Source organism: Gardnerella massiliensis (assembly GCF_003408845.1).
Taxonomy (GTDB): Bacteria; Actinomycetota; Actinomycetes; order Actinomycetales; family Bifidobacteriaceae; genus Bifidobacterium; species Bifidobacterium vaginale_H.
This window is the reverse complement of the sequence record NZ_LRTV01000010.1, coordinates 11,994-36,077: the sequence shown is the minus strand read 5'-3', so window position 1 is coordinate 36,077 and position 24,084 is coordinate 11,994. Positions and strand designations below refer to the sequence as shown.

The window sequence follows — 24,084 nt, the reverse complement described above, 5'->3', positions numbered from 1 at the left end:
CTCGTAGGTTTGGTTACTTATTTTCTTGTGGACTAGACCACGGATTATAATCGAATACGGTTTTGTATAAGTGAGCGACTCTATTCGCTCCTTGGTTATGGAAAGTTCGCAGGCGATTGCGGACTGATTGCATTGAAGAAGTAAGGAGGGCTATGGCCAGTCACCGTAAGCATACTGCTACATTAAGTTCACTGAGTTCACGTCAGTGGGCTAAGGTTGGCATGGTTGTTGTTGGTGTGTTAGCTTTGGTGACGCTCGGCTTTGCCTCACGCAATTTTTATACTTCAACGCAAGGGCACGCGGCCCCTGTTACTGCTTATTCAGCTACTGATACTTCTCAGGAAGTTTCCCGTAGCGCTTTTCGTGATGCGCTTCGTAAAAGCGGCACATCCTATGTAACAGTGGTTATTAATGGCCACCGTCGCACAGTTTTGGGCACTCATTTTACCAACGTTAAGTCTGTGCTTGAAGCTGGCGATATTACGCTTGAACCACACGATGTGATATCTCCTTCATTAACCGCTAAAGTTGACGAATCCACGGTTATCACTATTAATCGTGCGGGAGCAAAGTTGGAAACTGCCGACGATTCAATCGCTTTTAACGTAGTAAAGAAGGAAACTGCCGCTTTGCCAAAGGGCACTGAGAAAGTACAGTCCGAAGGCGTTAATGGCGTTATGGAAACTGCGAAAATCGTTACACGCGCTAAGGGTAAGGTTGTTACTTCTAACATCTTCGCTTCTTACGTAAAAAAGGCGCCAAAAGATAAGGTGATTCTTGTTGGTACTGGTGGCGCTTCTGCGGGACATGGTTTTGCAGCTTCTATTGGCACCACAGTTCCTGCTGGCGAAATGCAGCAGTGGGCGCACGATTGGCTGATTTCCAACGGTTACAGCGAGGCTGATTTTAGCGCTACGGTGTTTATTATTACGCACGAGTCAGGTTGGCGCGTAAACGCTATGAATCCTTCTGGCGCTTATGGCTTGCCACAGGCGTTGCCGGGTGGAAAAATGGCTTCTGCCGGCGCTGATTGGGCCACCAACTATCAAACGCAGCTTCGTTGGTTCTGGAATTACTGCAACGGCCGCTACGGTTCCATCCAGGGCGCTTACAATCATTGGCGCACTTACCGCAGTTACTGAGCTACTATTACCGAACTACTAAGTTAACTGTCCGCAATTTATTTCTGTTGACTTATTTCAACTGTCGTTACTTTTTCAAACGCGACATTTGCGCGGAATAGGCGTGCTTTGTGTTGCGCGTATTATTGGTATGATTGCAACGGCATATAAAGCGGCGCATATAATGACCGCTGTCTAAGTTGGCAGTGATTAAGAATAGTGATAAACAGTGATTGGCAACCAGTGGCAAACAGTGATAAATAGTGATTCGCATTGGCAAGAATCCCATTAGTAACGCAGCCCTGCACAAGCATTGCCACATTACAATTAAGAAAAAAATAACGATAGCAAAGGATGTTTATTGTGACACACGTATCGTGGCTTACTAGCAGTCATAATCTCAGTCACGCACTGACTGGAGAGGAAGCGTATCGCAATAATCGACTTACACGACCTGCACTTATTTCGTTAGCTATTCTCACTTTTATTACCTTTATCGGCAATTTCGCGCAACTTCAGCTCACTGCTGCCCTGCCAACTATCGTTCACGAATTTGGTATTAGCGTCACCACCGGCCAATGGCTTACTTCTATTTTTCAGCTGATTATGGCTATTATGGTGCCGCTTACGGCGTTCCTTACGAGACGTTTTTCTACGCGCCAAATCGTTATTACTTCTATGGTTCTTTTTACGCTCGGCTCAGTTTTGGCTTGGTTGAGTAGCGATTTTATGATGGCGTTGTTGGGACGCACTTTGGAAGCAATTGGCACTGGCGTAATGTGGCCTGTTCTACAAATTACTGTATTTTCTGTGTACCCGGTGACGCGACGAGGCATGGCCATGGGCAGTGTCGGTATGGCTATGAGTATTGCTCCGGCAATCGGTCCTACTATCGGCGGCTTACAAACCGACATGAACGGGTGGCGTTCTATTTTCTGTTCGCTCACTATTATCGGTGTGATTTCCGTTATTGTAGCGACATTATTCTTGCATAACTTTGGCGAACATGATCCTAACGCACATGCTGACTTTTTCTCAGTTGGACTGTCAGTGATTGGTTTTGGCGGATTAATGTTTGGTTTTACCAATATTGAGGACTGCGGTATTAATAGTCCACTGTCGTGGGGACCTATGACGATTGGTGCTTTTGGTATCGCTTGGTTCGTGATTCGTCAGCTCCGTCATCAAAAACTTGGTAAAGTTCCGCTGCTTGGTTTGGGCGTATTAAAGAACCGTTACTTTATGGTTGGTACAGTTTGCGCTTGCCTTACGTTTTTTGCGTTCAGTTCCATTATGGTGTTAATTCCGTTGTATATTCAGTCTGATCGCGGTTTTTCTGCCACTATGAGCGGACTGATACTGCTACCGGGCGCGCTAGGCATGGCTATTTCCCAGTATTTTGGCGGCCGTATGCTCGATCGTTTTGGTGTCCGACCAGTTGCTATGGCAGGCTCTATTATCCTGCTGTTTGGCACAGTAATGATGAGCCTTATCGATATGGATACGTGGATTTGGTGGATTTCCATTTGGCAATTTACGCGTCAAATCGGCATGGGCTTTCTGCTGATGCCTATAACCACTTGGTCGCTGAATTGCTTGCGCAAAGACGAACTTGGTGACGGTTCCGCAGTAACCAATACTATGCGTCAGTTATGGGGCGCTATAGGTGCTCCAGTGCTGGTGGTAACCATGACGGTACTCACTACTTGGCGCCACAGCATCACCGGTTCAGGCCACGCTGCAGACGTTGCAGCAAGTATTTTCGGCGTACAGTGGACGCTCCGCATCAGCGCGCTTATTACCGCTGTAATGGCAATACTAGTTATTGTCGCAGTAAAAGGTGAAGGCACTGGATCGGCGCATAATCTTGCCCGCAGAGCAATTGATCGTATGCGGGTACTGCATATTCCACACGCAACCGAGCATCACGACGTTATGCACGATCACACGCATCATCAATATTAGTCTTACGCTACCGCGCTTCTTCATCAGGTAACGCTTGCGCTCTGCAGCCGTGCAGAACCGCAGCCATGCTTCGCTTTTCTTCGCGCGTCACCGACAAACCATACTTATATTTCACCGCAATCTGCCTAGCTACATACGCGCATCTAAAGGATTTGTTTGAAGGTAACCAGTATGCTGCTGAAGCGGAACCTTTTTCTTGATTCGCAGCACCCTGCACAGCAAGTAAATTAAGCATGTCGTTACCAAATTTAAGACGCTTAGTTTGCCGCCAATTCCAAGCCCCCGACTCCCAGGCGTTTTGTAAAGCAACAACGTGATCAATTTGCACTAGCGAACTTGTTTTACGACCCCTTACAAAATGAATCAAAAGCCCCGTATAAGGATCGTGTAACAACCCCAGACTCACCTGGCAGGATCCCGCATACTTGTATCGCACATCCTTCAAATCTCGGGCTAATACGTCTTCTCTCACATCACAACCGTTGCCATCTTCGTCAGTAGTACGATACCCAAAGACTTGCCGCTCATACCCGCCATGGTGTGCTCGAGCCACTTTAAGATGTTGCAAAATACGAGCAGCCTCACCGCTCGCCTCATACTCTCCCGTAATCTGGCCAGCCGTATGGTTGATTTTAGGAAGTAGCAGACCAATAATAACCCCGCATAAAGCCGCGCACGCAATAAGCCATAGTAGCGCAACAACACTGCGATTATGCGGACGTCTTCCGCGCTGATTACTTCGATTATGCCCCAACCGGGTACAGCGATAACGCATATTCAGCCCCCCCCCCAACCTAATCTACGTATCGTGTAAATAACATTTCCGCTTAATTTCGTTTGCTCACCATTGTTAAACAAATATCACTTAACCTTCACCATAGAAGGTATGCGCTGCAACACCACACCGGATACCTGCTGAATCATACTCACCAACAGCACCATGGCCATAACAGCATACACCGTATTCCAAGCAGGAATATTCGTCGGCACTGGATGAATAGTATGAGCAACCAACAATGCCGAAGTAGCAATACTCACCAATGACAACACCAGCACGAAGGCTGAGATTCCGCCAATTTTACGCGACAATCGCATATTCTGCTGTGACACTTTCTTCATGGAAGCAACCATGTGTTTTACGCAATGTTCACCTTGTCGGAAGGCAAGTACCTCATCAATTCCAAGCTCGATATCACTTACTTCACACTCGACCTCATGCTGTTCAACGCGAACTTTTTGCACAATATGCCGCGATCGCATAAGAAGGTAACGAGGAAGCACAAACACCAAAAGTACGCAAGAAACTATTGCAACATACGACAAATCAACATCCAGGAAGTACAGCACCACCAGTAATGGCAAAACTGCACAAACCATGCCAACATTCATACTTATGTGGGCTTTATGCAAATGCTCGTGGTGCATATCGACCCCAGCAAACAACAGTACCAGCGTAAAAGCACGAACGAACATGCAAGCCACTGCAACCAGTACACATTGTTGCATAACAAAACCAAAAATAGGTCTTCCGGCAACGGCAAACATTGCAGCCACCATAGCTACTGGAATACATACGGTTGCAGCAACACTAATTGCGGTTACCACCATAGAGATAATGGCAAAAAACGCACGTTTGAGACGCGAAACAGTGTGCTCTTGGGAAGTAGAAGCAACTACCGTTGCCATAGCACTTACAGGGCGTTCAACGCGCGCAGAAGCTAACATTTTTTCAGCAGGTACTCGACTGCCATCCCGTTGAACAACTTCAGAAACAGATTCCTTGGCTGCTGTAGTACCTCGCATAGTTTCGTGAGCAATACGCTTATACGCTTCTACTGTAATCCTCGCATCATGAGAATCAACTCCGACATCATTCGGCATTAATGCAATAACCGTTGCCGAACGCGCTAAACGTCTCAAAACTCGAGTAAGCACTGCAGCTTCAGACTCACTTATTGTTTGCGCAGCGTAATCGAAAATGTAGACGGGAGTGTGACGAAGTAAGGCTCTTGCAAGAATAATACGGCGAGCAATATCTTCAGCATTGTACGTCGCGTCAGGATTGTGAAGCAGACGGTCAATTGGCATATCTAAACCGTCATAATCTGCGTACACAACGCCATCTACGCGAGCCGCTCTCAACGCATCCCACATTGCGGTAGTAGTAGCCGTAGGAGACGCAAGTAGCAGGTTTTCACGCAGCGTAGTTGCAAATAAGTGGCTTCTTTCACTCACTACAGTAACGACATCCGCCAATGCCCCCACAGTTGCGTCGTGAAGAGTCAGATAAGATGAGTGTTCAGTTGCGTCGAAAGCGTCCGACACAACAAAAGGAGCAATATCGTCCTCGTGTACTCCGTAACGATCGTTATAAGAAAGCAGCACATCAGCGGTCTTATTAAATCCACATCCGGAAAGAATATTTATGCGCATTACTGACTGATACTGACTTGGAACTATCTGCAACTCACCAGAACGCGCAATCATTGATATGCGCAGTCTCTCATTGTCTTTACCAGCATGCTCATCCGCAATATCGCAACGCATTCGTAGCGCAATATCCGTAGCACCATCCGGCAGAGAGAGCGTAGCGCCATCATCACTAAAGGATATTGGTGCCGACGATGCGCTCACCGTCTGCAGCAACGACTCAACATGGTGCATGCCGTGAACCGCATGCTGAACGACGTGGAGGTGCTTACCAACTTCTCGAATCGGCTGCACGCTCAACATAAGCAGTGGCATAGTTAACAACGCTGCAGCAAGCCCAACGCCTTTTACCGAAGACAACCAAACCGTAGCCACAATAGCCACACAAGATATGGCGTATGCGCACCACGCGCTGACACAACGCCATACAACCGAACGTAACAGCAGCACCAACAGTAACGAAATAACACTAAATATAGAAGAAACTGCACAAATTCCAGCAATCAACGGATTAACAGTAAACAGCACGGCTGCAATAACCACCGGAATAGGCACAGAAGCTACAATCTGCGGCACAAGTACGCCAATAAAACGTTGCAACGCATTAATATCATCGTTAACAGAAAGCGAAGCAAGCTCTTGAGGTTCTTCAATTCCCGCAGAACGCAAGGACAGCAAAGCGTGCAACATCTTAGGCCGCAATCGCATAGCCACACGCGACTCAATATCGGTCGCAATGGTACATGAAGTATGAAAAGCCGCGTACTTAAACACAATAACAGCTACTAAGGCAATGATGTAGGAGGTAAATTCCACCGAATTCATCAACGAAGTTCCTACCGAGCGCACTGGTCGCAACACCGGCGAAAGCATGCCTACGCAAATGTACACAAACGCGATGTTCATAAGAGAAGAAATCGCAAGACACGTCGCCCTTAAAGCAACTAAGTGCTTAATACCTGGTACGAACGCAAAACAGCGATTTATCATCTCCTGATCCTTTTCCTTAATCCTTATTTCGTACTTCTTTGGTCAACTGGTATATCTCAGATTTGCTTAACAGTAAATTCCCCTTATAGCCTCCAAGACTACCCTTCAAGATTACGCTGCGCACGCACCATCAACACGCCGGCAACCGCATAATTTGGCTGATTTTAAGCCGTTTTCACGCTATCTCAACACCGCTGCAAGCGAAGAACGAAGATTCACATTCGCCGGTATTTGACCAACACCGCGAGCCATATCTGGAAACGCGGGTTCCGGACCATGATTTATTAAACGAAGCACCTCACGAACAGCCAGGGACCCCAACTGTTGCACATCCGGACTGACGGTAGTAAGCGGAGGAAATAGATCCCCCATCGAAGGCACATTGCCAAATCCCACAACGCTGACATCGTTAGGAATCTTCAAACCATGCTCATACAACGAGCGCATCACGCCCACCGCCTGCTCGTCGCTTGAGGTTACTACGACGCTCGGTATGGCAGCGCCATCCACACCAAATTTTTCAAGCATATGATTCATTCGCGCGTAACTTTCCGAAGATTTCCAAGAAGTGCATTGCACAATATGCGAATGTATTCCTTGCGTTGCAGAAAGCGATCTCCACGCAACAAGACGGGTTGCAGAACCGCGCCATTGAGCAGGTCCAGCAACATATAAGGCATTGCGATGTCCGTATTGTGCAATCAGCGACACAATATCGTTCATAGCACGCCACTGGTTTATGCCAATAACAGAATATTCAATGTTGCTGTGACGCTTAAGTATATTCATGCCTTCGTGTGCGCTTAAAGAACCGTGCGTTGAGGTGACACAAACGCATGGCTTAACCATATTAGTGCGACAAAGCGCAGTAAAAATAGCGTCCGTTGGCGCATCTATAACGATGCCGTCTACATTTTGTTCTTCAAAACTTTCAGTAAGTGCGCGAATGTCGCTTTGTTCACACAACGTTTCGTTCACCATGCTTAATGAGAGGAACATTCCACAAGCTTTGGCCTGGGCTTCAATAGGGGCAATAATACTTTGCGACCAACGCGATGCAGCCCCAACAATAAGCCCTAGCGTACGAGATTGTTGAGTTGCTAAAGCCCTTGCGTAATTGCTGGGATGGTATCCTAATTTTTCGATAATACGCAGCACACGCACGCGAGTTTCTGCAGAAACGTCCGGAGAATTGTTAATCACTCGTGAAACCGTTTGGTGACTTACTCCAGCAGCTCGCGCAACGTCAATCATCGACGCGCGTTTTGCTTCGCTTTTCGCCATACCCGAACCCCCGCTAACAATAACTTTGTACTGCATAATTTACCATTTTTAGCAACTTTTTGTATGCAAACGACACTTTCTTTACACCGCTGTAAAGAAAATTACTTCCAAAAAAAAAGTAACTTCTAATTACAAATGCCAGGACAATCTGTGCAAATCACTCGGTCCGTTTTCTTTAATTGCGTTACGATGCGCTAAGGAACCGTAACCTTTGTTGTGTGCCCAATCGTAAGGCGCATACTCAGGTTTGTTCGCAAGCGAAACCATAAGTTCATCTCTAGTTACTTTCGCAAGAACAGCCGCAGCAGCCACACTCGCACACTGCCGATCCGCCTTCACTAAAGTATTCACTTTCACAGCGAAAGGAACGTCTGGAGCATCAAAGGTATTAGCTACGTTGTCAATATAGTCACAAGGACCGTCCAAAATAGCCGCAAATCGCTGCCCTGCTATTGGATCGTTGACGTAACGTTTAGCAAGCTGCTCCTGCGCTGACGCAATTGCTTTCAAAGCCGCCACGCCGAGAGCATAACTTATCCCCCACTCGTCAATTTCTTTATTCGTGCACGAACCAACCGCCCAAGCAGAACACCAAGATTGCAAAGGCTCATACAATGCTTTTCGGCGATGTTCCGTAAGAAGTTTGGAATCAGCTAAACCTTCAGGCATAGTTTTCGCTTCAACTTGGCTCTGTCCAATAATCGCTGCACCAACCATTACTGGCCCTGCCAACGAGCCACGTCCGACTTCGTCAAGTCCAATCACCCAGTTGTAGCCTTGATTGAGAAGGTTTTGCTCATGCAGACAAGACGGCACAGTTGGAATATTATGAAGCTGGGATTGCATAATTGCTACTACTTAGCAGGACGATCAGGAACACTGTCAAAAGCGTCGTGATGATCGTCTAATAATCCTATGCGATCAAATGGCCATGTGCGGAATACCGCCACGCCCTCAATTTTAGAAATTGGCACCAAGCCATCGTCGCCATCGTTGCGATGATAGCGAGAATCGGCAGAATTAGCACGATTATCACCAAGTACAAACACGTGCCCCTCAGTAACCTTCACCTTAAATGGGAAAGAACTTGGGTCCACACCCGGACGAATATAAGCGGATTCGTGAACCGGCACACCATTAACTACAATAGGCTCCCCTGGACCATTGCACTCAACCGTATCTCCTGGCAATCCAATAAGACGCTTAATCAAATCGTTACCAGAGGTGGCACCAGAAGTAGATTCGCCGCTTAACCAATGAGCAGGATCCTCAAAAACCACAACGTCGCCACGATGCAACGGGAAAATACGCGGAGTGAGTTTCGACGTAATCACATAGTCACCGATGTGAATCGTATCAAGCATAGAGCCGGAAGGAATAGTATACGCTCCAAGCAAAAATATGCGCACAAACAACACCAGAAGCACAGGGATACCAAACCATGTGAGCAAATCTTTCCAAGAAAAATGCTCACCCTCCCTTTTGCGTGCGTGTGCAAAACGATTACCGCCAGACTTCTTGCCTGAACTACCAGAGCCGGAAGGTATATAACCCTCCGGAGGCTCTGGCGGAACGGGGGAAGGATCGACACCATGACCCGCCACGGTAACGATATGATTATCGCTTAATTGCGTGCCACGAGATGCCATACATAAAATCCTTCACCCTAAATTTATAATTACTTAGCAGCGCTGTTATCGCGACGCTCGGCAATACGAGCAGCCTTACCGCGCAAAGCGCGAAGGTAATAAAGCTTGGCGCGACGAACGCGACCGCTACGAACCAGCTTAATCGAATCGATAGCTGGGGAATGAAGTGGGAAACGACGCTCAACACCAGTGCCGAAGCTCACCTTACGCACAACGAAAGTCTCGCGCACGCCAGCACCCTTACGAGCAATCACCACGCCGGTGAAGGTCTGGATACGAGTGTTGTTACCTTCCTGAATCTTCACGTTGACATCAACAGTGTCGCCAGGACGGAAAGCTGGGATTTCCTCAGCAGCCTTAAGATGCTTAGCATCAAATGCTTCTACAGCATTCACCATAATTATTCCTCCATCGCCGCCGCATATCGACGAAAAGTTAGCTAGATAAACCTAGCGTATTCGTTCCCAAAAAGTCTGCTTTTTGGGGCTTCCGATCCGCGCAATCTCACAACAAGAAGCGACTAGACCTTAGAGACAAAAGAACCATGCGGCATCCTTTTATCGAAAGCATACAAGCAATAAATTTATGCAGTGTAATGGACATTTTGGCGTTATTACTACCGCTTCCTGCCGGTAACCACCGCTTGCAAACTATCGCTTGTAACGGACGCTTACAACGAAGGTTTAGCTACTAGCACATCCACACAAATTCAGCGCGACACGCCATCAAGCGGAGCAGTTTCCACCGTGCGTGTCAACTCGTCATCGTCCGCGTCGTAATCAAATAACTCGCCGTAACGACCCCAGCTAATCGCAATATCAAACTGCTGACGCGCAAGCGCATCCGTATGCTTACTGCGAAGCAAATCCAAAATCAATTCGCCACGAAGCTTACCATTACGATTACGGCTCAAAGCCTGGTCAATAGCGTGCACCAAAGGCGCGTGTTCCAAGGAAAGACGAGCAAACACCTGCTTACTGTGCAAAATATCAGCGTTATGCCATTCCTCGCCCGCAGAAGTAATAGCAATATGACCGTTTTCAGCAGTAACAAGATTGAGCATGCGACCGGCATCAACCAACGGGAACAAATCATCAATTTCGAAGGAAAGATCAGCTGCTAAATCAGCCAAATCGATACCGTCTGGATATTCTGAAATTACGTCGAGCAAACCAGCCATACCACCTGGAGTTGCGTTCGGGAGCAAATGTACTGACACAGGCTCCTGCTTACTATCGCTAGGCTCATCCTGATCTTCTGCACTAGCTTCAGTTTCATCCTCATGATGATGCTGAATAAGCAGATCTGCAATTGCAGCAGCCTCAGTATCTTCAGCATCCTCAGCGTCTGCAACCTGCGTTTGATCCTGATTAGCTGCAACTTCAGTATTGTCTTGTTCCGACGTGATATCAGGTGCGGAACCGGTGAGAATCGCATACAAATTATCGACCATTGCTTCAAATTCTGCACTGTGCTTATCTCGAGGACGCGGCAAATCAACCTTAACGTCCGCAATCAAGTGACCCGGATGCGAACCCAAAACAACCACGCGATCAGCCATCTGTACCGCTTCTTCAATATTGTGCGTCACAATAAGCACCGACTTAATATCGCGCTCCTCGCTCGACCACAACTTAAGCACTTCTTGACGCAAGTTTTCTGCAGTAAGCACATCGAGCGCGGAGAACGGCTCATCCATGAACAGCGCATCCGGACGAAGCACCAACGCGCGCGCAATACCAACGCGCTGACGCATACCGCCGGAAAGCTCCTTCGGATAAGCGGTTTCAAAGCCGTCCAAACCGATTGCGTCAATTGCAGCGAGCGCAAGCTCAGTACGCTTCTCTTTGCTAACTCCGCGAGCGCGCAAACCAAGTTCCACATTGTCTTGCACAGTAAGCCACGGCATTAACGCGAAGGTTTGGAACACGATTGCCACCCCTGGGTTTGGTCCTGTAAGCTCTCGCCCACGATAGGTGACTGTGCCTTCCGTTGGTTGCACGAGACCTGCCATTGTGCGAAGGAAGGTTGATTTGCCGGCACCAGAACGACCGAGAATTGCCACAATTTCGCCTTCTCTCAGGGTGAAGGAGATATCGTGCAGCACGTGCTGAGTGGTACCGCTGTCGGAAGTGAAGCTTTGGCTGATGTGCTTAGCGTCAATGATGTCGCCGGTGATTGATGATGGCTTAGTTGCCGCAGCATTGTTCAAAGTAGTCATAATTTTTTGCCAATCTGTTTTATAAGAAAATTTCGTGTGATTTTCTTACATTTTTATTTGCATTTTCAAGTTTTGTGTTTTCAAGTTTTGCGCTTTTGCGCTTTTGCGTTTTTGCGTTTTGCGTTTTTCTTACGTCTTACGATTCTTTGTGAAACGTCGCGTGAAACATTTTGCAACGCATATTGCGAAATGCTAATTCAACACGTAACGCCTCTCAGAAATACGCTGCAAAGGTGACCAGAACAAACGATTGCTTAACACCACAATCAAACTCATCACTGTCACACCGACTAAAGTACGCGCAGAATCACCAACGGTAGTAGCGTTCGTTATATACGCTCCCAAGCCGGAAGTTGCCATACGATTCTTGCCATATTCCACAATTTCGGAAACAATAGAAGCGTTCCACGCGCCGCCTGCAGCGGTAATACCACCGGTGCACCACGATCCGAAAATAGACGGCAAAATAAGTGTCTTCCAACGCAAAGTACGTCCTAAACGGAAGCTGCGTGTCATCTCGCGAAGATCATCTGGAATAGCACTTGCTCCAGCAATAACATTAAACAAAATGTACCATTGCGTACCAAGTGCCATCAAAATAATACTGCCCCAGCCTAAATCAATATGCCAAGCCAAGAACCACATCATAGCAAACGGGAAAATAAAGTTTGCTGGGAAGCTTGCGAGAATCTGTACAATCGGCTGCATAATGCGCGAAATCTTTGGATTCATGCCAATTAACACGCCAACCGGAACCCAAATAAGCGAGCTTACCAAAATCAATAAAGCCACGCGCACAAACGTAATTCCACCAAGCAAACCAGCCTTAGCAAACTCTTGCAACCCAGCAGTGGTGGCAACAAAATAAATCATGTGCGCGGCTCCAGTTGCAATAATCAGGAACATCAGCACATTAAATGCCATATCCCCAAGCTTGCGTTGCGAAGCCTTGTGCGGCCACTTAGAACCAGTACGCCCAAACGGACGCGTAATTTTCTCAAGCCATTCTCGAATAGGCAAAAACAGCTTACTAATAACTTCGTCCGCGTGGGAATGGCGAATCAACGTCAAAATAGCACTGTGACGCTCATTATCTGAAGCACTTTGCGTAATACGAAAACGCTCAGCCCAAGCCGTAAGTGGCTTCCACAAGAAGAAATCAAGTGCGAGAACCACAAGTACCATCGCCACAATAGCCCACCAAATGTGGCCAAGCTTATTTTCGGCAGCAGACTGCGCTACGAAGCTTCCAATGCCAGGAAGCGCGTACGTATGATTGTTAACAGAAATCATTTCCGAAGCGGTCAGGAAGAACCAACCACCGCCAACGGACATCATGCAGTTCCACAGCAGCGGAATCATCGCGTTTGGCATATCCAATACCCAGAAACGCTGCCAATGCGTAAGCTGAAGGCTACGAACCGCCTCATCAAGCTCTTTTGGTTCACTCAGTAGCGAACGGTGGAATGAGAAGGTCATATTCCACGCCTGGCTGGTGAAAATAGCAAAAATCGAAGCTGCTTCAACACCAAGCATGGAACCCGGGAACAGCACCAACCAAATGGTAACCGTTGCCGAAAGGAAGCCCAAGATTGGCACCGACTGCAGAATGTCGAGAAGCGGAATAAGTACTTTCCCAAGGCGACGGCTGCGCGCTGCAAGTGAGCCGTAAATAATGGTGAAAATAAGAGAAGCCACCAAAGCAATCAGCATGCGGAACACTGAACGCAATGTGTAATATGGCAAATTAATTAAATCGGTAGACACTTGGGAAGGAATACCGCTTGGGCCAATCGGCTGATTAATGCGCTGGATGAGGAAAGCAGTAACGCCAAAAACGGCTATAATGCCAATGCACACAAGAATGTCTGACAAGAATCGAGTGTTCTCGTCAACCTGCGTTGCTGCGCTTTCCTTGCGCGACGTCGTAAATATGGTCATAATAAAATCCTCGAATAGGCAATAAGTGAGTTCGCCTTCGTCTATTGTGTTTATTTCTATTTATTTATTACGTTGCTTATTACGATTTGTTATGTTATTTATTACGCAGATATCTATTTAGATTCTTTGCGGATTTCTATTTAGATTTTGTAATTTTTGCGTAATTATTTTGCGTAATTTCTTTGCGTAATTATTTTGTAATTTCTTGCGTAATTTCTTTGCGTAATTTTGCATAATTCTTGTGTAGCCGTATCACCATTGATTACGTTACAGGCACAAATAACTAGAACTCACGTTTTTAACTCTGTAAGTTATATATTTCGCAAGTTATATATTTCGCAAGTTTTGTAACCTAACTTTGGTGATTGCCGGCTTCATATATTCAGGAGGAACGTCCGAACTACTACTGCCAATAGTGTCGGAGCCTTCATCAGTACGAGTACTAGAATTATGGCTTTTACTGTCATGTTTCACGGCGAATCACCTCCTTAAGTTCGTGCTAATTATAAAATATCGCAGATACCGTGTCAAGCTACAAAAGCCGGCGAGATTTTCCGGAGAATGTTCCACAACACGGCCAAAACAACAACAAACGCCGGAGTTTTTCCCGCAAATGTTCCACAACACGGCCAAAACAACAACAAACGCCGGAGTTTTTCCCGCAAATGTTCCACAAAACCACCAAAACAACAACAAAACCAGGAAATTCTCCCGCAAATGTTCCAAAAAACCACCAAAACAGCAACAAACGCCGGAGAAAAAACTCCCGAAAATGTTCAAAACAAAAAGCCTCTTGACGAATTAACGCCAAGAGGCCTATAAATCAGCAATCGCTAAATAAAACTACTACGCAATTACTTGCGATGAGCGCGATAGAAGCGGATCAAGCTCTGGGTAGAAGCATCCTGAGCTGCCAAAGCATCGTCATCCTTAGAGATTGCAGGAGTAATCTGCTTTGCAAGCTGCTTGCCAAGTTCCACACCCCACTGATCGTAGGAATCCAAGCCCCACACAGTGCCTTCAACGAAGGTGATGTGCTCGTAGAGAGCAATAAGCTCGCCCAAGCTGAATGGGGTCAAAGCATCGCCGAAGATGGAAGTGGTTGGACGGTTGCCCTCGAATACGCGAGCTGGCACAATCTCCTCTGGAGTGCCTTCAGCGCGAACTTCGTCAGCAGTCTTACCGAAAGCAAGAGCCTTAGTCTGTGCAAGATAGTTGCCCAAGAAGAGCTCGTGCACATCCTGGTCGCCATCCTTAGTAGGATTTGGCGTGTTCACAAAGGCGATGAAATCAGCTGGAATAAGCTGGGTGCCCTGGTGAATCAACTGGTAGAAAGCGTGCTGGCCGTTAGTGCCTGGCTCGCCCCAGAAGATTTCGCCGGTTTCGCTGGTTACAGGAGTGCCGTCCCAGCGCACAGACTTACCGTTGGATTCCATGGTGAGCTGCTGCAAATAAGCTGGGAAGCGGTGCAAGTACTGGTCGTAAGGAAGCACAGCGTGGGAAGCAACCTTGTAGAAGTTGCGGTACCAAACGTTGAGCATACCGAGAAGCACCACAACGTTCTTCTCGAACGGGGTTTCAGCAAAGTAAGTATCGATTGCGTGGAAGCCGTGCAAGAACTCTTCGAAACGCTCTGGGCCGAGAACCACAGCCAAAGAAGTACCAACAGCGGAATCCACAGAGTAACGACCGCCAACCCAGTTCCAGAAGCCAAAGGCGTTGGTTGGGTTGATGCCGAACTCTTCAACCTTTTCGAGGTTGGTGGAAACAGCCACGAAGTGCTTAGCAACAGCTTCAGCCTTCTTTGCGTCGGAGCCGTCGATAGCGCCGGATTCCTGAAGCTTGTTAAGCAACCAGGTGCGAGCGGTACGAGCGTTGGTCAAGGTTTCCAAAGTGGTGAAAGTCTTGGAAACGATGATGAACAGCGTGGTTTCTGGATCCAAATCCTTGGTCTTTTCGGCCATGTCGTTTGGATCAATGTTAGAAACGTAGCGAGCGCTAATGCCAGCGTCAGCGTATGGCTTCAAGGCTTCGTAAACCATGACCGGGCCCAAGTCGGAACCACCGATACCAATGTTCACAACGGTCTTGATGTTCTTGCCAGTAACGCCCTTCCAGGCGCCGGAGCGAACTTCGTTAGCAAAATCGTAAATACGACCCAACACTTCACGCACGTCGGCAACGGTGTCTTGACCGTCAACCATGAACTTACCAGCATCCTCTGCTGGGCGACGCAAAGCGGTGTGCAACACTGCACGATCTTCGGTATTGTTAATGTGCACGCCGGTGTACATTGCCTTGGTGCGCTCGTCAAGCTTTACAGCCTTAGCAAGGTCAGCAAAAAGCTTCAGCGTTTCTGGCTTAATCAAATTCTTAGAAAGATCGAAGTGGAGATCTCCAGCTTCGAAGCTCAACTTATCCACACGGTTTGCATCCTCTGCAAACCACTTCTTCAGGCAAACGCCTTCAGACTGTAACTCGTCGTAATGCTTCTGCAATGCAGCCCATTCTGGGGTCTTTACGGCGTCAACTGGCGGATTGATGGCCATTTGTTTTGGTCCTTTCATTTCTTCAACTGATGCGACAGCAATTGTCGCTATCATCCACTTCACAAGATACTCACAAAAGCAGACAGAAACACGCGAAGCTTAACATAAAAACGAACACAATAATACTGATGGTTCGCGCATAAAATCTTATAGTCTATGTTGCATCTTGTTTAGCGCGTCGTTCCAAACGCGCGCAACACATCTAACGTTTGGAGGTCTTTGGGACACTGGTGCAGTCAGCGCGCTGCGTGAGTGTCTAATTTTGGTCGTTTTGAGACACTGGTGCAGTTGGTGTTCTGCGCTAGTGTCTCTTAATCCCGTTCTTCGGACCCGCGTGCAGTTGGTGTTCTGCGCTAGTGTCTCTTAATCCCGTTCTTCGGACCCGCGTGCAGTTGGTGTTCTGCGCTAGTGTCTCATTTTGGTCGTTTTGAGACACTGGTGCAGTCAGCGCGGCACGGCGCGCCCAATTGGACAAATATAAAAATATGCTATATAGTATTTGATTTGTGCGCGAGTCGCGAATGCTTCTCGGGCAACTTGCCACTTTAGCTCAGTCGGTAGAGCGTCTCACTCGTAATGAGAAGGTCGACAGTTCGATTCTGTCAAGTGGCTCTCTGGCCCATTCGGGCGCATCAATGCTTCTTGTTTGTGCGTACGCGCTCGGTTGGTTTTTCCAGGTTGATGCGCGAGTGGCGGAATGGTAGACGCGCAGGATTTAGGTTCCTGTGTCTTACGACGTGTGGGTTCAAGTCCCATCTCGCGCACAAAAATTTCCACTATTATTCCACTATTATTCTGCAATAAATAACGCTCTAAATTCCGGCATCAAAGCGCGCAAAGCATGCCCACGGTGAGAAATTGCATTTTTTTCTTCCTGCGTAAGCTCCGCACTCGTCAAACCTTCCATACGAACCCCGTCACGAATCGGCTGCTCATCAGGCACAAACAGCGGATCGTAACCAAAGCCGTTCTTGCCACGCTCCTCACGTATTAAGCGACCAATCATTTCCCCAACTCGAACTGTTTCAAAACCACGCTCGTGAGACATAGCACTACTTAGCGGCACTTCACTGCAAGAATCCGGAATAGCAAGAGCCGCAGCACAACGAAAACGCGCAGTGCGGAATTGGTCAGGAATGTCCGCAAGCTGACGAAGCAACAGTTCATTATTTGCGCGGTCATCGCCATGTACACCACTCCATCGCGCCGACAGCACTCCCGGAGCAGCCCCTAAAACATCGACAATAAGGCCCGAGTCGTCGGCGATAGCAGGCAATCCCGTTCTTGCAGCAACGTCGCGCGCCTTAATCAAGGCATTCTGCTCAAAGGTTACGCCAGTTTCCACAGGATCCGGCAACCCAAGCGATCCCGCAGTAACTAATTCAAAACGATCTGCTAAATGCTCTAACTGCTCCGATAAGATGCGCTTAATTTCAACGAGTTTTCCCTCATTATGTGTAGCCACAACAAGTTTCACGCCCGTTCTCCTTCAACTCTTAATATTCCTTATAATGTCTGTTTAATTATGTGTATGCTTTGCGAAATCACGCACCGCGCAATCACGCACCGCGCAATCGCCGAACCAAACGCTACTTTGATAACGCCTCACGTTGGGCAGCTTGTAATGCACGATTTCCTTGCGTCGCCAAATCGAGCAACGTATTTAATTCGTCACGATTAAACGGACGATGCTCAGCCGTGCCCTGAATTTCAATAAACTCACCAGAACCAGTCATAGCCACGTTCATATCGGTCATTGCCTGACTATCTTCCACATACGGCAAATCAAGCATAGGAGTTCCATTGATAACGCCTACCGAAACCGCAGAAACAGAATCCTTCAGCACGTTGGCCGCGGAACGAATGTGACCATTACGCTCAGCCCAATTAAGTGCGTCAACCAATGCCACATAAGCTCCAGTTACCGAAGCGGTGCGAGTGCCACCATCTGCCTGCAACACGTCACAATCAATCTGAATCTGGCATTCACCCATGGCTTTCATATCAACCACGCCACGCAAGCAACGGCCAATAAGACGGCTAATTTCGTGCGTACGACCACCTATTTTTCCACTCACCGACTCGCGATTAGTGCGCTCTGCAGTGGCTCGAGGAAGCATCGAATATTCTGCTGTAACCCAACCCAAGCCCGAGTCTCTCCTCCAACGCGGAACCCCAACAGTAAATGTTGCTGTGCACATAACGCGCGTATTCCCGCACTCAATAAGCACTGATCCTTCCGGAACGTCAGTAAATTTACGCGTTATACGCACTGGTCTCAATTGGTTAACAGCACGTCCATCCGCACGAATTATTTCTTTCGACGACAACATATCCTTAATTTGAGCCATAATCCACCAATTTAGCACGTGGCGTTTATCTTCTATTTGCCACGTTACTTGTCACTTTATTCGTTACTTTATTTGCAACTTTATTCGTTACTTTATTTGCAACTTACTTACGTCACTTTACTCGACCACTTTACTTGCCTGCACCCTTTTCGTAGGACTCTACAGCTATATTGGTGCATTATGCCTACGTATGATTTGGGACTAGAACGAGTTTCGTTAGAATTTGCTACCAAAACGATTTTTGCTGACGTAACCATCGGCGTTTTTGAAGGCGACCGTATAGGAATTGTGGGACGCAACGGTGACGGAAAATCAACACTACTTCACCTGCTATCTGGACGTATGAAACCAGATTCAGGACGCGTCACCAAACGTGGAGGGCTTACGTTTGGCATACTCGATCAACGCGATCCTTTGGACGACAACGCAACCGTCCGTGAAGCGGCTTTGGAAAATCGCGAAGACTACGAGTGGGCGGCAGATCCGCAATCGCGCGAAATTGTAGAAGCACTGCTTGGTGGAATCAACCTGGAAGCTCGCGTAGGCACACTTTCCGGAGGTCAACGTAGACGCGCCGACTTGGCAAGGCTGCTGCTGCACGATTGGGATATTCTCGCCTTGGACGAACCTACCAACCACCTGGACGTGGTAACTATTCATTGGCTAGCTGAACACCTTATGCACCGCTGGCAGGATGGGCAAGGCGCGTTGCTGATTGTGACCCACGACCGCTGGTTCCTGGATGAGGTTTGTACGTCAATGTGGGAAGTGCACGACGGCACCATTGATCCGTTTGAGGGCGGATACAGCGCATATATGATGCAACGCGTAGAACGCGACCGCCAGGCCGACGTGCGCGAAGAACGCCGGCGCAACCTTGCCCGCAAGGAATTAGCGTGGCTTTCTCGAGGAGCCAGAGCACGTTCCACCAAGCAGAAATTCCATGTGAAGCAGGCGCGCGAATTGATTGCGGATGTGCCGCCGTTGCGAAATACGCTTGAGTTGAAAAAAATGGCGACGTCACGTTTGGGTAAGCAAGTTGTTGATTTAATTAACGTAACGCAAATTTTTGAGAATAATCAACAGTTGGCTAGTATCGATCCCGATATTGCAGAAAGTAGCGTAACTGCGACAGAAAACGCAAACGCAACAGAAAACGCAAACGCAACAGAAAACGCAAACGCAACAGAAAACGCAAACGCAACGAAGGCTTTACAAAAAATCGATATTGTCGAATCTACTTTTGCGCAACCAACGCACGTAGGAAGCGTCACCATTGCCGTCGACAACGATTCAACCACACTCGACGATAACAATCAGGAAACTTCAGCAGCCGAACAAAAAACGATTACCGGCCGCATGATTCTCGACAACGCAACATGGCTTATAGGCCCTGGCGATCGCTTCGGAATCGTGGGAGCAAACGGAGCTGGCAAATCGACACTGTTAAGCATTATTGACGGATCACTCAAACCTACGTTAGGACACGTAAATATTGGAAAAACGGTTAAATTTGCCGTACTTTCGCAACGTTTGGAAGAGCTTGAAAAGCTTGGAAAATATAAAGTCAAGGAAGTGCTGAGCCGTTACAAGCCAAGTTACATTATCGACGGTAAGGAAGTAACTCCTGGCCAACTCATGGAACGGCTTGGGTTCAGACCTGAGCAACTTATGACGCCGATTGCCGATCTTTCCGGTGGACAAAAGCGACGCATGCAACTGCTGCTGATTCTTCTCGATGAACCGAACGTGCTCATTATGGACGAGCCGGGAAACGATCTTGACACCGATATGCTTGCGGTTATGGAAGACCTGCTCGATACGTGGCCAGGAACGTTGATTGTGGTTTCCCACGATCGCTACTTACTCGAGCGCGTAACCGATCAGCAGTTTGCGCTGATTGACGGCAATATTCGCCACCTTCCGGGAGGAGTTGACGAATATTTGCAAATTGTAGAACGCTTGCAACGCGAACACGAAAATAAGCTCGGTGCAGCGCAAACACAAAACAAAACGCAGGCACAAAACCAAGCGCAAACGCAGGATAGCGACTCTCAAAACGACGCTGCGCAAGCCGCGAGCAGCGAACCAAAATTAACCGGCAAAGCATACCATGAAGCAACTAGGCGCGTGGCTGCAATAGAGCGAAAGCTAGCAAAACTTGAGGAGCAGAAAGCAGCAATCGAATCGAGCATGGCCGCACACGATCCGAGCGATTTCGTAGGCTTGCAGGCTCTTAATGAAGATTTGCAAAAGAATACTGCGGAAGCGGATGCGTTAGAAGAAGAGTGGATGCAGCTTTCCGAACAAATCGAATAATATCAACTCCTACACGCGACTTTGGTTGATAGCAATACAAAAGGGGCCTGAGACACCATCTCAAGCCCCTTTATTGCACAAACGTACGCACACAAACGTACGTAAAACTAACTAATCACCTATTAATGAACTTAGCGTACGCAGCCTCGTCAGTTACCACGTCTAACTCACCAATCCACACAAACGGATCGTTCGCCTTGCAGAAACCGTACTTAAAGAAGTACAATCCGTCGCTCACATCCAGCGAGAAAACGCCGCCCATATTGAAATACTTCATACCGGTTTCATGACCCCACTGAATGAGATCCCAAATAGAAAGATAGCCCGGGCTTACTTTGCCCTGCATAGTTGCGGTGGCACCATACATGTACCAAAGTTCGCCGTTATAAGGCAAACCAATCATGCTGGCAATAGTCTTTCCTTCATATTCAGTGCTGTAAATTCGCATTTCCGGATAGGCTGCGAGCATGCGCTCGAAATACTCCTTAGGACGATACGTAATACCGTGCCTATGCGCCATAATTTCTGTAAGCTCATAGAACGTGTCAATATCTTCCTGCGAGCGCCCATAACGCGAAGTCACACCGGCTTTAAGAGAAGCCCTGATATGCCTTCTTGTCATAACGCTAAAACCAGCAAGCAGGTCGTCAGTTGTTTTACCCTCAAGACTGAGCATCATCTCGTAACGTGGGTTTGAGAACGAATGTAACGGTTCCCCGTCGCTTCTGAAAGTAAAACCTTCGTCCCTATACTTTTTAACGAGATCCTGGTCGTTCTGAACGCACGGATCCATTCTTAACAGGAACGCATGGTACTTTTCGACAAGCGGCTTAGCTTCTTCAATAAGCTTTTTCGTAGTTTCAATATCGTAAAAGTCGCTCACAGGACCGTGCGGAGCGTAAAGAAACATTTTGTCGTCTACGGCTTTAATGCCAAGAATCGACATTGCAGCCGTAATCTTGCCATCCTTCTCGAGGTAAACGTATTCACTAATCCAATTGTTCTTTACTTGCGCCCACCGCATATCTTGCATTGCGTTGCCGAATGGAGAATTTTTTACAAATTCCTCGTATTCCAAAACTTTGGCAGCATCATTTTTATCGAGTATAGGCATATATTCTCCTTGATTTCAGTCCGAATGAGATTGTAGCGCTATTAGATGCGGTTTGCACGGCCTCGTTGCGACTTTTTCGTTACGACTTTTTCGTTACGACTTAACAAAGTAGCTAAGTAGCTAAGTAACTAACTAACAGCGTAGCAACGTATCAAAGTAGCAACGAGGTCAACTTACCTACAAATTATCGCGTGAGCTTACGGTGCAAACGATGTGGTCGAGCAGCTTCCTCACCCAAGCGCGCAATCTTGTTTTCCTCGTACGCTTGGAAGTTACCCTCAAACCAATACCATTTTGCAGGATTCTCGTCGTCGCCTTCCCAAGCAAGAATATGCGTGGCAACGCGATCAAGGAACCAACGATCGTGCGAAACAACCACAGCGCAACCCGGGAATTCGATTAAAGCATTCTCCAAACTTTCCAAAGTTTCAACGTCCAAATCGTTCGTAGGCTCATCGAGAAGCAGCAAGTTGCCACCCTGCTTAAGCGTCAAAGCCAAGTTCAAACGGTTGCGCTCACCGCCGGAAAGTACGCCCGTCAGCTTTTGCTGATCCGAACCCTTGAAACCGAAGCTAGCAACGTAAGCGCGAGTAGGAATCTCAACGCCAGCAACCTCAATAAAATCAAGGCCTCCTGAAACAGCTTCCCACAAGTTTTTATTAGGATCCAAGCCAGCGCGATTCTGATCTACGTAAGAAATCTTCACCGTGTCGCCCACAATAAGCTCGCCGCCAGAAAGCGGTTCCAAGCCCACAATCGTCTTAAACAGCGTAGACTTACCAACGCCGTTCGGACCAATCACACCAACAATACCGTTACGCGGCAAGGTAAACGACAAGTCGTCGATGAGCACACGGTCGCCAAAAGCCTTGTGAATATGCTTGGCTTCCAAAACTTGCGAGCCCAAACGTGGACCAGCCGGAATCTGAATCTCGGAAAAATCGAGCTTCTTGGAATTACGTGCTTCCTGCTCCATCTGATCGTAGCGTTCCAAACGCGCCTTGTTCTTTGCCTGACGAGCCTTCGGCGAGCTACGCACCCAATCCAACTCGTTCTTTAAGCGCTTGGCAAGCTTGGCATCCTTGGCACCCTGGATTTCCATACGCTTAGCCTTGGTTTCCAAGTACGTGGAATAGTTGCCCTTGTATGGATAAAGCTGACCACGATCAACTTCGCAAATCCACTCAGCTACGTTGTCCATAAAGTAGCGGTCGTGGGTTACGGCAATAACAGCGCCTTCATACTTGTGCAGGAACTGTTCCAACCACAAAATAGACTCCGCGTCCAAATGGTTAGTAGGCTCGTCCAAAAGCAGCAAATCTGGGGCCTCAAGCAGGAGCTTGCACAACGCCACTCGACGCCTCTCACCACCAGAGCACACAGAAACAGGAGAATCCGGATCTGGGCATTGCAAAGCGTCCATTGCCTGCTCGAGCTGAGAATCCAAATCCCAACCGTTCGCCGCATCAATTTCCGTCTGCAGCTTGCCCATTTCTTCCATCAGAGCGTCAAAATCGGCGTCCGGATTGGCCATTTCTTCGCCAATTTGGTTAAAACGCGCCACTTTTTGGGCAATCTCACCAAAAGCCATCTTAATATTTTCGCCAACCGTCTTGGTTTCATCCAACGGCGGCTCCTGCTGCAAAATACCTACCGTATAGCCAGGAGTAAGAGAAGCTTCACCGTTTGAAACGTTTTCCAAACCTGCCATAATTTTCAGCAACGTCGACTTACCCATACCATTAGGGCCAACCACGCCAATTTTTGCGCCTGGAAGGAAGCTTAAGGTAACGTCGTCGAGAATCACCCTGTCCCCATACGACTTACGCGCCTTAATCATTTGATAAATAAATTCAGCCAAAGTAATATACCATCCTTAATAACGTTGGAATTCCAGCGTTTGCTGCGGCTTTGCGAAAACTTAACCTTGACACTGTGCCTTGGCTTGGTGCGCAAGTTTCACACGCTTCATACGCCATACAAAAAACTACGTGCACACTACGCGTGTCATAGAGGAAAATCGTTAGCAAAAGCAGCAAAAGTACCGGGAACTATTCTCTCATGCGGCAAATACATTACATCGCTGCAACCTCGCAGCAATCTCCGCACGCAAAACACACAAAAAAACAAACGATAACAGATTCTAACCG

General features: G+C 47.7%; 17 protein-coding genes, 2 tRNA genes and 2 pseudogenes. 7 read left to right on the top strand and 14 right to left on the bottom strand.

Annotated elements, in window-relative coordinates:
- Positions 1-152: 152 nt before the first annotated feature.
- Complete coding sequence (locus AXE77_RS05610) at positions 153-1,142, top strand: aggregation-promoting factor C-terminal-like domain-containing protein (protein WP_116712510.1); 990 nt, start codon at positions 153-155, stop codon at positions 1,140-1,142.
- 333 nt (positions 1,143-1,475) lie between these two features.
- Positions 1,476-3,086, top strand: coding sequence for an MDR family MFS transporter (locus tag AXE77_RS05605; protein ID WP_165846092.1), 1,611 nt, complete (start codon positions 1,476-1,478; stop codon positions 3,084-3,086).
- 7 nt (positions 3,087-3,093) lie between these two features.
- On the opposite strand, the gene AXE77_RS05600 is transcribed toward AXE77_RS05605, so the two are convergent.
- From AXE77_RS05600 to AXE77_RS06665, 9 genes are all read right to left on the bottom strand, one after another.
- Positions 3,094-3,861 carry an HNH endonuclease family protein gene (locus AXE77_RS05600; RefSeq protein WP_116712509.1) on the bottom strand — a complete coding sequence of 256 codons (768 nt, stop codon included), beginning with the start codon at positions 3,859-3,861 and terminating at the stop codon, positions 3,094-3,096.
- Positions 3,862-3,947: 86 nt separating this feature from the next.
- Positions 3,948-6,506 (bottom strand): ABC transporter, encoded by a 2,559-nt coding sequence (locus AXE77_RS05595; protein WP_205727529.1) that lies wholly within the window; start codon positions 6,504-6,506, stop codon positions 3,948-3,950.
- A 180-nt stretch (positions 6,507-6,686) separates the two neighbouring features.
- On the bottom strand, positions 6,687-7,790 hold the full coding sequence (locus AXE77_RS05590; RefSeq protein WP_116712544.1) for a LacI family DNA-binding transcriptional regulator: 1,104 nt from the start codon (positions 7,788-7,790) through the stop codon (positions 6,687-6,689).
- 129 nt (positions 7,791-7,919) lie between these two features.
- Positions 7,920-8,636, bottom strand: a complete 717-nt coding sequence (locus tag AXE77_RS05585; protein WP_116712508.1) for a ribonuclease HII — start codon at positions 8,634-8,636, stop codon at positions 7,920-7,922.
- A gap of 8 nt (positions 8,637-8,644) precedes the next feature.
- Complete coding sequence (lepB, locus tag AXE77_RS05580; RefSeq protein WP_116712507.1) at positions 8,645-9,439, bottom strand: signal peptidase I; 795 nt, start codon at positions 9,437-9,439, stop codon at positions 8,645-8,647.
- Positions 9,440-9,468: 29 nt separating this feature from the next.
- Complete coding sequence (rplS, locus tag AXE77_RS05575) at positions 9,469-9,837, bottom strand: 50S ribosomal protein L19 (RefSeq protein ID WP_004127473.1); 369 nt, start codon at positions 9,835-9,837, stop codon at positions 9,469-9,471.
- A gap of 311 nt (positions 9,838-10,148) precedes the next feature.
- Positions 10,149-11,660, bottom strand: coding sequence for an ABC transporter ATP-binding protein (locus AXE77_RS05570; protein WP_116712506.1), 1,512 nt, complete (start codon positions 11,658-11,660; stop codon positions 10,149-10,151).
- A 192-nt stretch (positions 11,661-11,852) separates the two neighbouring features.
- Entirely contained in the window at positions 11,853-13,601 is a 1,749-nt protein-coding gene (locus AXE77_RS05565; RefSeq protein ID WP_116712505.1) for an ABC transporter permease, read from the bottom strand.
- A 327-nt stretch (positions 13,602-13,928) separates the two neighbouring features.
- Entirely contained in the window at positions 13,929-14,075 is a 147-nt protein-coding gene (locus AXE77_RS06665) for a hypothetical protein (RefSeq protein ID WP_165846091.1), read from the bottom strand.
- An 87-nt stretch (positions 14,076-14,162) separates the two neighbouring features.
- Here AXE77_RS06665 and AXE77_RS05560 point away from each other — a divergent pair, with 87 nt between their 5' ends.
- Positions 14,163-14,423 carry a hypothetical protein gene (locus AXE77_RS05560; protein ID WP_116712504.1) on the top strand — a complete coding sequence of 87 codons (261 nt, stop codon included), beginning with the start codon at positions 14,163-14,165 and terminating at the stop codon, positions 14,421-14,423.
- Between the two features lie 32 nt (positions 14,424-14,455).
- Here AXE77_RS05560 and pgi read toward each other — a convergent pair whose 3' ends face one another.
- A complete protein-coding gene (gene pgi / locus AXE77_RS05555; RefSeq protein ID WP_116712543.1) occupies positions 14,456-16,150 on the bottom strand; it encodes a glucose-6-phosphate isomerase in 1,695 nt (564 codons plus the stop codon).
- 539 nt (positions 16,151-16,689) lie between these two features.
- Here pgi and AXE77_RS05550 point away from each other — a divergent pair.
- A tRNA-Thr gene (locus tag AXE77_RS05550) sits at positions 16,690-16,762 on the top strand.
- Positions 16,763-16,833: 71 nt separating this feature from the next.
- Positions 16,834-16,914 (top strand) — tRNA-Leu (locus AXE77_RS05545).
- 26 nt (positions 16,915-16,940) lie between these two features.
- Here AXE77_RS05545 and AXE77_RS05540 read toward each other — a convergent pair.
- Together AXE77_RS05540 and rph are read right to left on the bottom strand one after the other, a co-directional pair.
- On the bottom strand, positions 16,941-17,627 hold the full coding sequence (locus AXE77_RS05540; RefSeq protein ID WP_116712503.1) for a non-canonical purine NTP pyrophosphatase: 687 nt from the start codon (positions 17,625-17,627) through the stop codon (positions 16,941-16,943).
- Positions 17,628-17,739: 112 nt separating this feature from the next.
- Positions 17,740-18,501, bottom strand: coding sequence for a ribonuclease PH (gene rph, locus AXE77_RS05535; RefSeq protein WP_116712502.1), 762 nt, complete (start codon positions 18,499-18,501; stop codon positions 17,740-17,742).
- A gap of 180 nt (positions 18,502-18,681) precedes the next feature.
- On the opposite strand from rph, the pseudogene AXE77_RS06975 reads away from it, so the two are divergent.
- Together AXE77_RS06975 and AXE77_RS06970 are read left to right on the top strand one after the other, a co-directional pair.
- Positions 18,682-19,602, top strand: a pseudogene (locus tag AXE77_RS06975) (ABC-F family ATP-binding cassette domain-containing protein); the annotation flags it as partial.
- A gap of 120 nt (positions 19,603-19,722) precedes the next feature.
- Positions 19,723-20,820, top strand: a pseudogene (locus AXE77_RS06970) (ATP-binding cassette domain-containing protein); the annotation flags it as partial.
- A gap of 115 nt (positions 20,821-20,935) precedes the next feature.
- On the opposite strand, the gene AXE77_RS05525 reads toward AXE77_RS06970, so the two are convergent.
- Together AXE77_RS05525 and ettA are read right to left on the bottom strand one after the other, a co-directional pair.
- The gene (locus AXE77_RS05525; protein WP_116712500.1) at positions 20,936-21,934 is read right to left on the bottom strand and encodes a lipid II:glycine glycyltransferase FemX; all 999 of its coding nucleotides are present in this window, start codon (positions 21,932-21,934) and stop codon (positions 20,936-20,938) included.
- Between the two features lie 184 nt (positions 21,935-22,118).
- On the bottom strand, positions 22,119-23,795 hold the full coding sequence (ettA, locus tag AXE77_RS05520) for an energy-dependent translational throttle protein EttA (RefSeq protein WP_116712499.1): 1,677 nt from the start codon (positions 23,793-23,795) through the stop codon (positions 22,119-22,121).
- Positions 23,796-24,084: the final 289 nt, after the last annotated feature.

Bases quoted from the DNA above. Each gene is read 5' to 3' on its own strand.
- AXE77_RS05610 (WP_116712510.1), top strand. From the start codon at position 153: ATGGCCAGTCACCGTAAGCATACTGCTACATTAAGTTCACTGAGTTCA.
- AXE77_RS05605 (WP_165846092.1), top strand. From the start codon at position 1,476: ATGTTTATTGTGACACACGTATCGTGGCTTACTAGCAGTCATAATCTC.
- AXE77_RS05600 (WP_116712509.1), bottom strand. From the start codon at position 3,861: ATGCGTTATCGCTGTACCCGGTTGGGGCATAATCGAAGTAATCAGCGC.
- AXE77_RS05595 (WP_205727529.1), bottom strand. From the start codon at position 6,506: ATGATAAATCGCTGTTTTGCGTTCGTACCAGGTATTAAGCACTTAGTT.
- AXE77_RS05590 (WP_116712544.1), bottom strand. From the start codon at position 7,790: ATGGCGAAAAGCGAAGCAAAACGCGCGTCGATGATTGACGTTGCGCGA.
- AXE77_RS05585 (WP_116712508.1), bottom strand. From the start codon at position 8,636: ATGCAATCCCAGCTTCATAATATTCCAACTGTGCCGTCTTGTCTGCAT.
- lepB (WP_116712507.1), bottom strand. From the start codon at position 9,439: ATGGCATCTCGTGGCACGCAATTAAGCGATAATCATATCGTTACCGTG.
- rplS (WP_004127473.1), bottom strand. From the start codon at position 9,837: ATGGTGAATGCTGTAGAAGCATTTGATGCTAAGCATCTTAAGGCTGCT.
- AXE77_RS05570 (WP_116712506.1), bottom strand. From the start codon at position 11,660: ATGACTACTTTGAACAATGCTGCGGCAACTAAGCCATCATCAATCACC.
- AXE77_RS05565 (WP_116712505.1), bottom strand. From the start codon at position 13,601: ATGACCATATTTACGACGTCGCGCAAGGAAAGCGCAGCAACGCAGGTT.
- AXE77_RS05560 (WP_116712504.1), top strand. From the start codon at position 14,163: ATGTTCCACAACACGGCCAAAACAACAACAAACGCCGGAGTTTTTCCC.
- pgi (WP_116712543.1), bottom strand. From the start codon at position 16,150: ATGGCCATCAATCCGCCAGTTGACGCCGTAAAGACCCCAGAATGGGCT.
- rph (WP_116712502.1), bottom strand. From the start codon at position 18,501: ATGGCTCAAATTAAGGATATGTTGTCGTCGAAAGAAATAATTCGTGCG.
- AXE77_RS05525 (WP_116712500.1), bottom strand. From the start codon at position 21,934: ATGCCTATACTCGATAAAAATGATGCTGCCAAAGTTTTGGAATACGAG.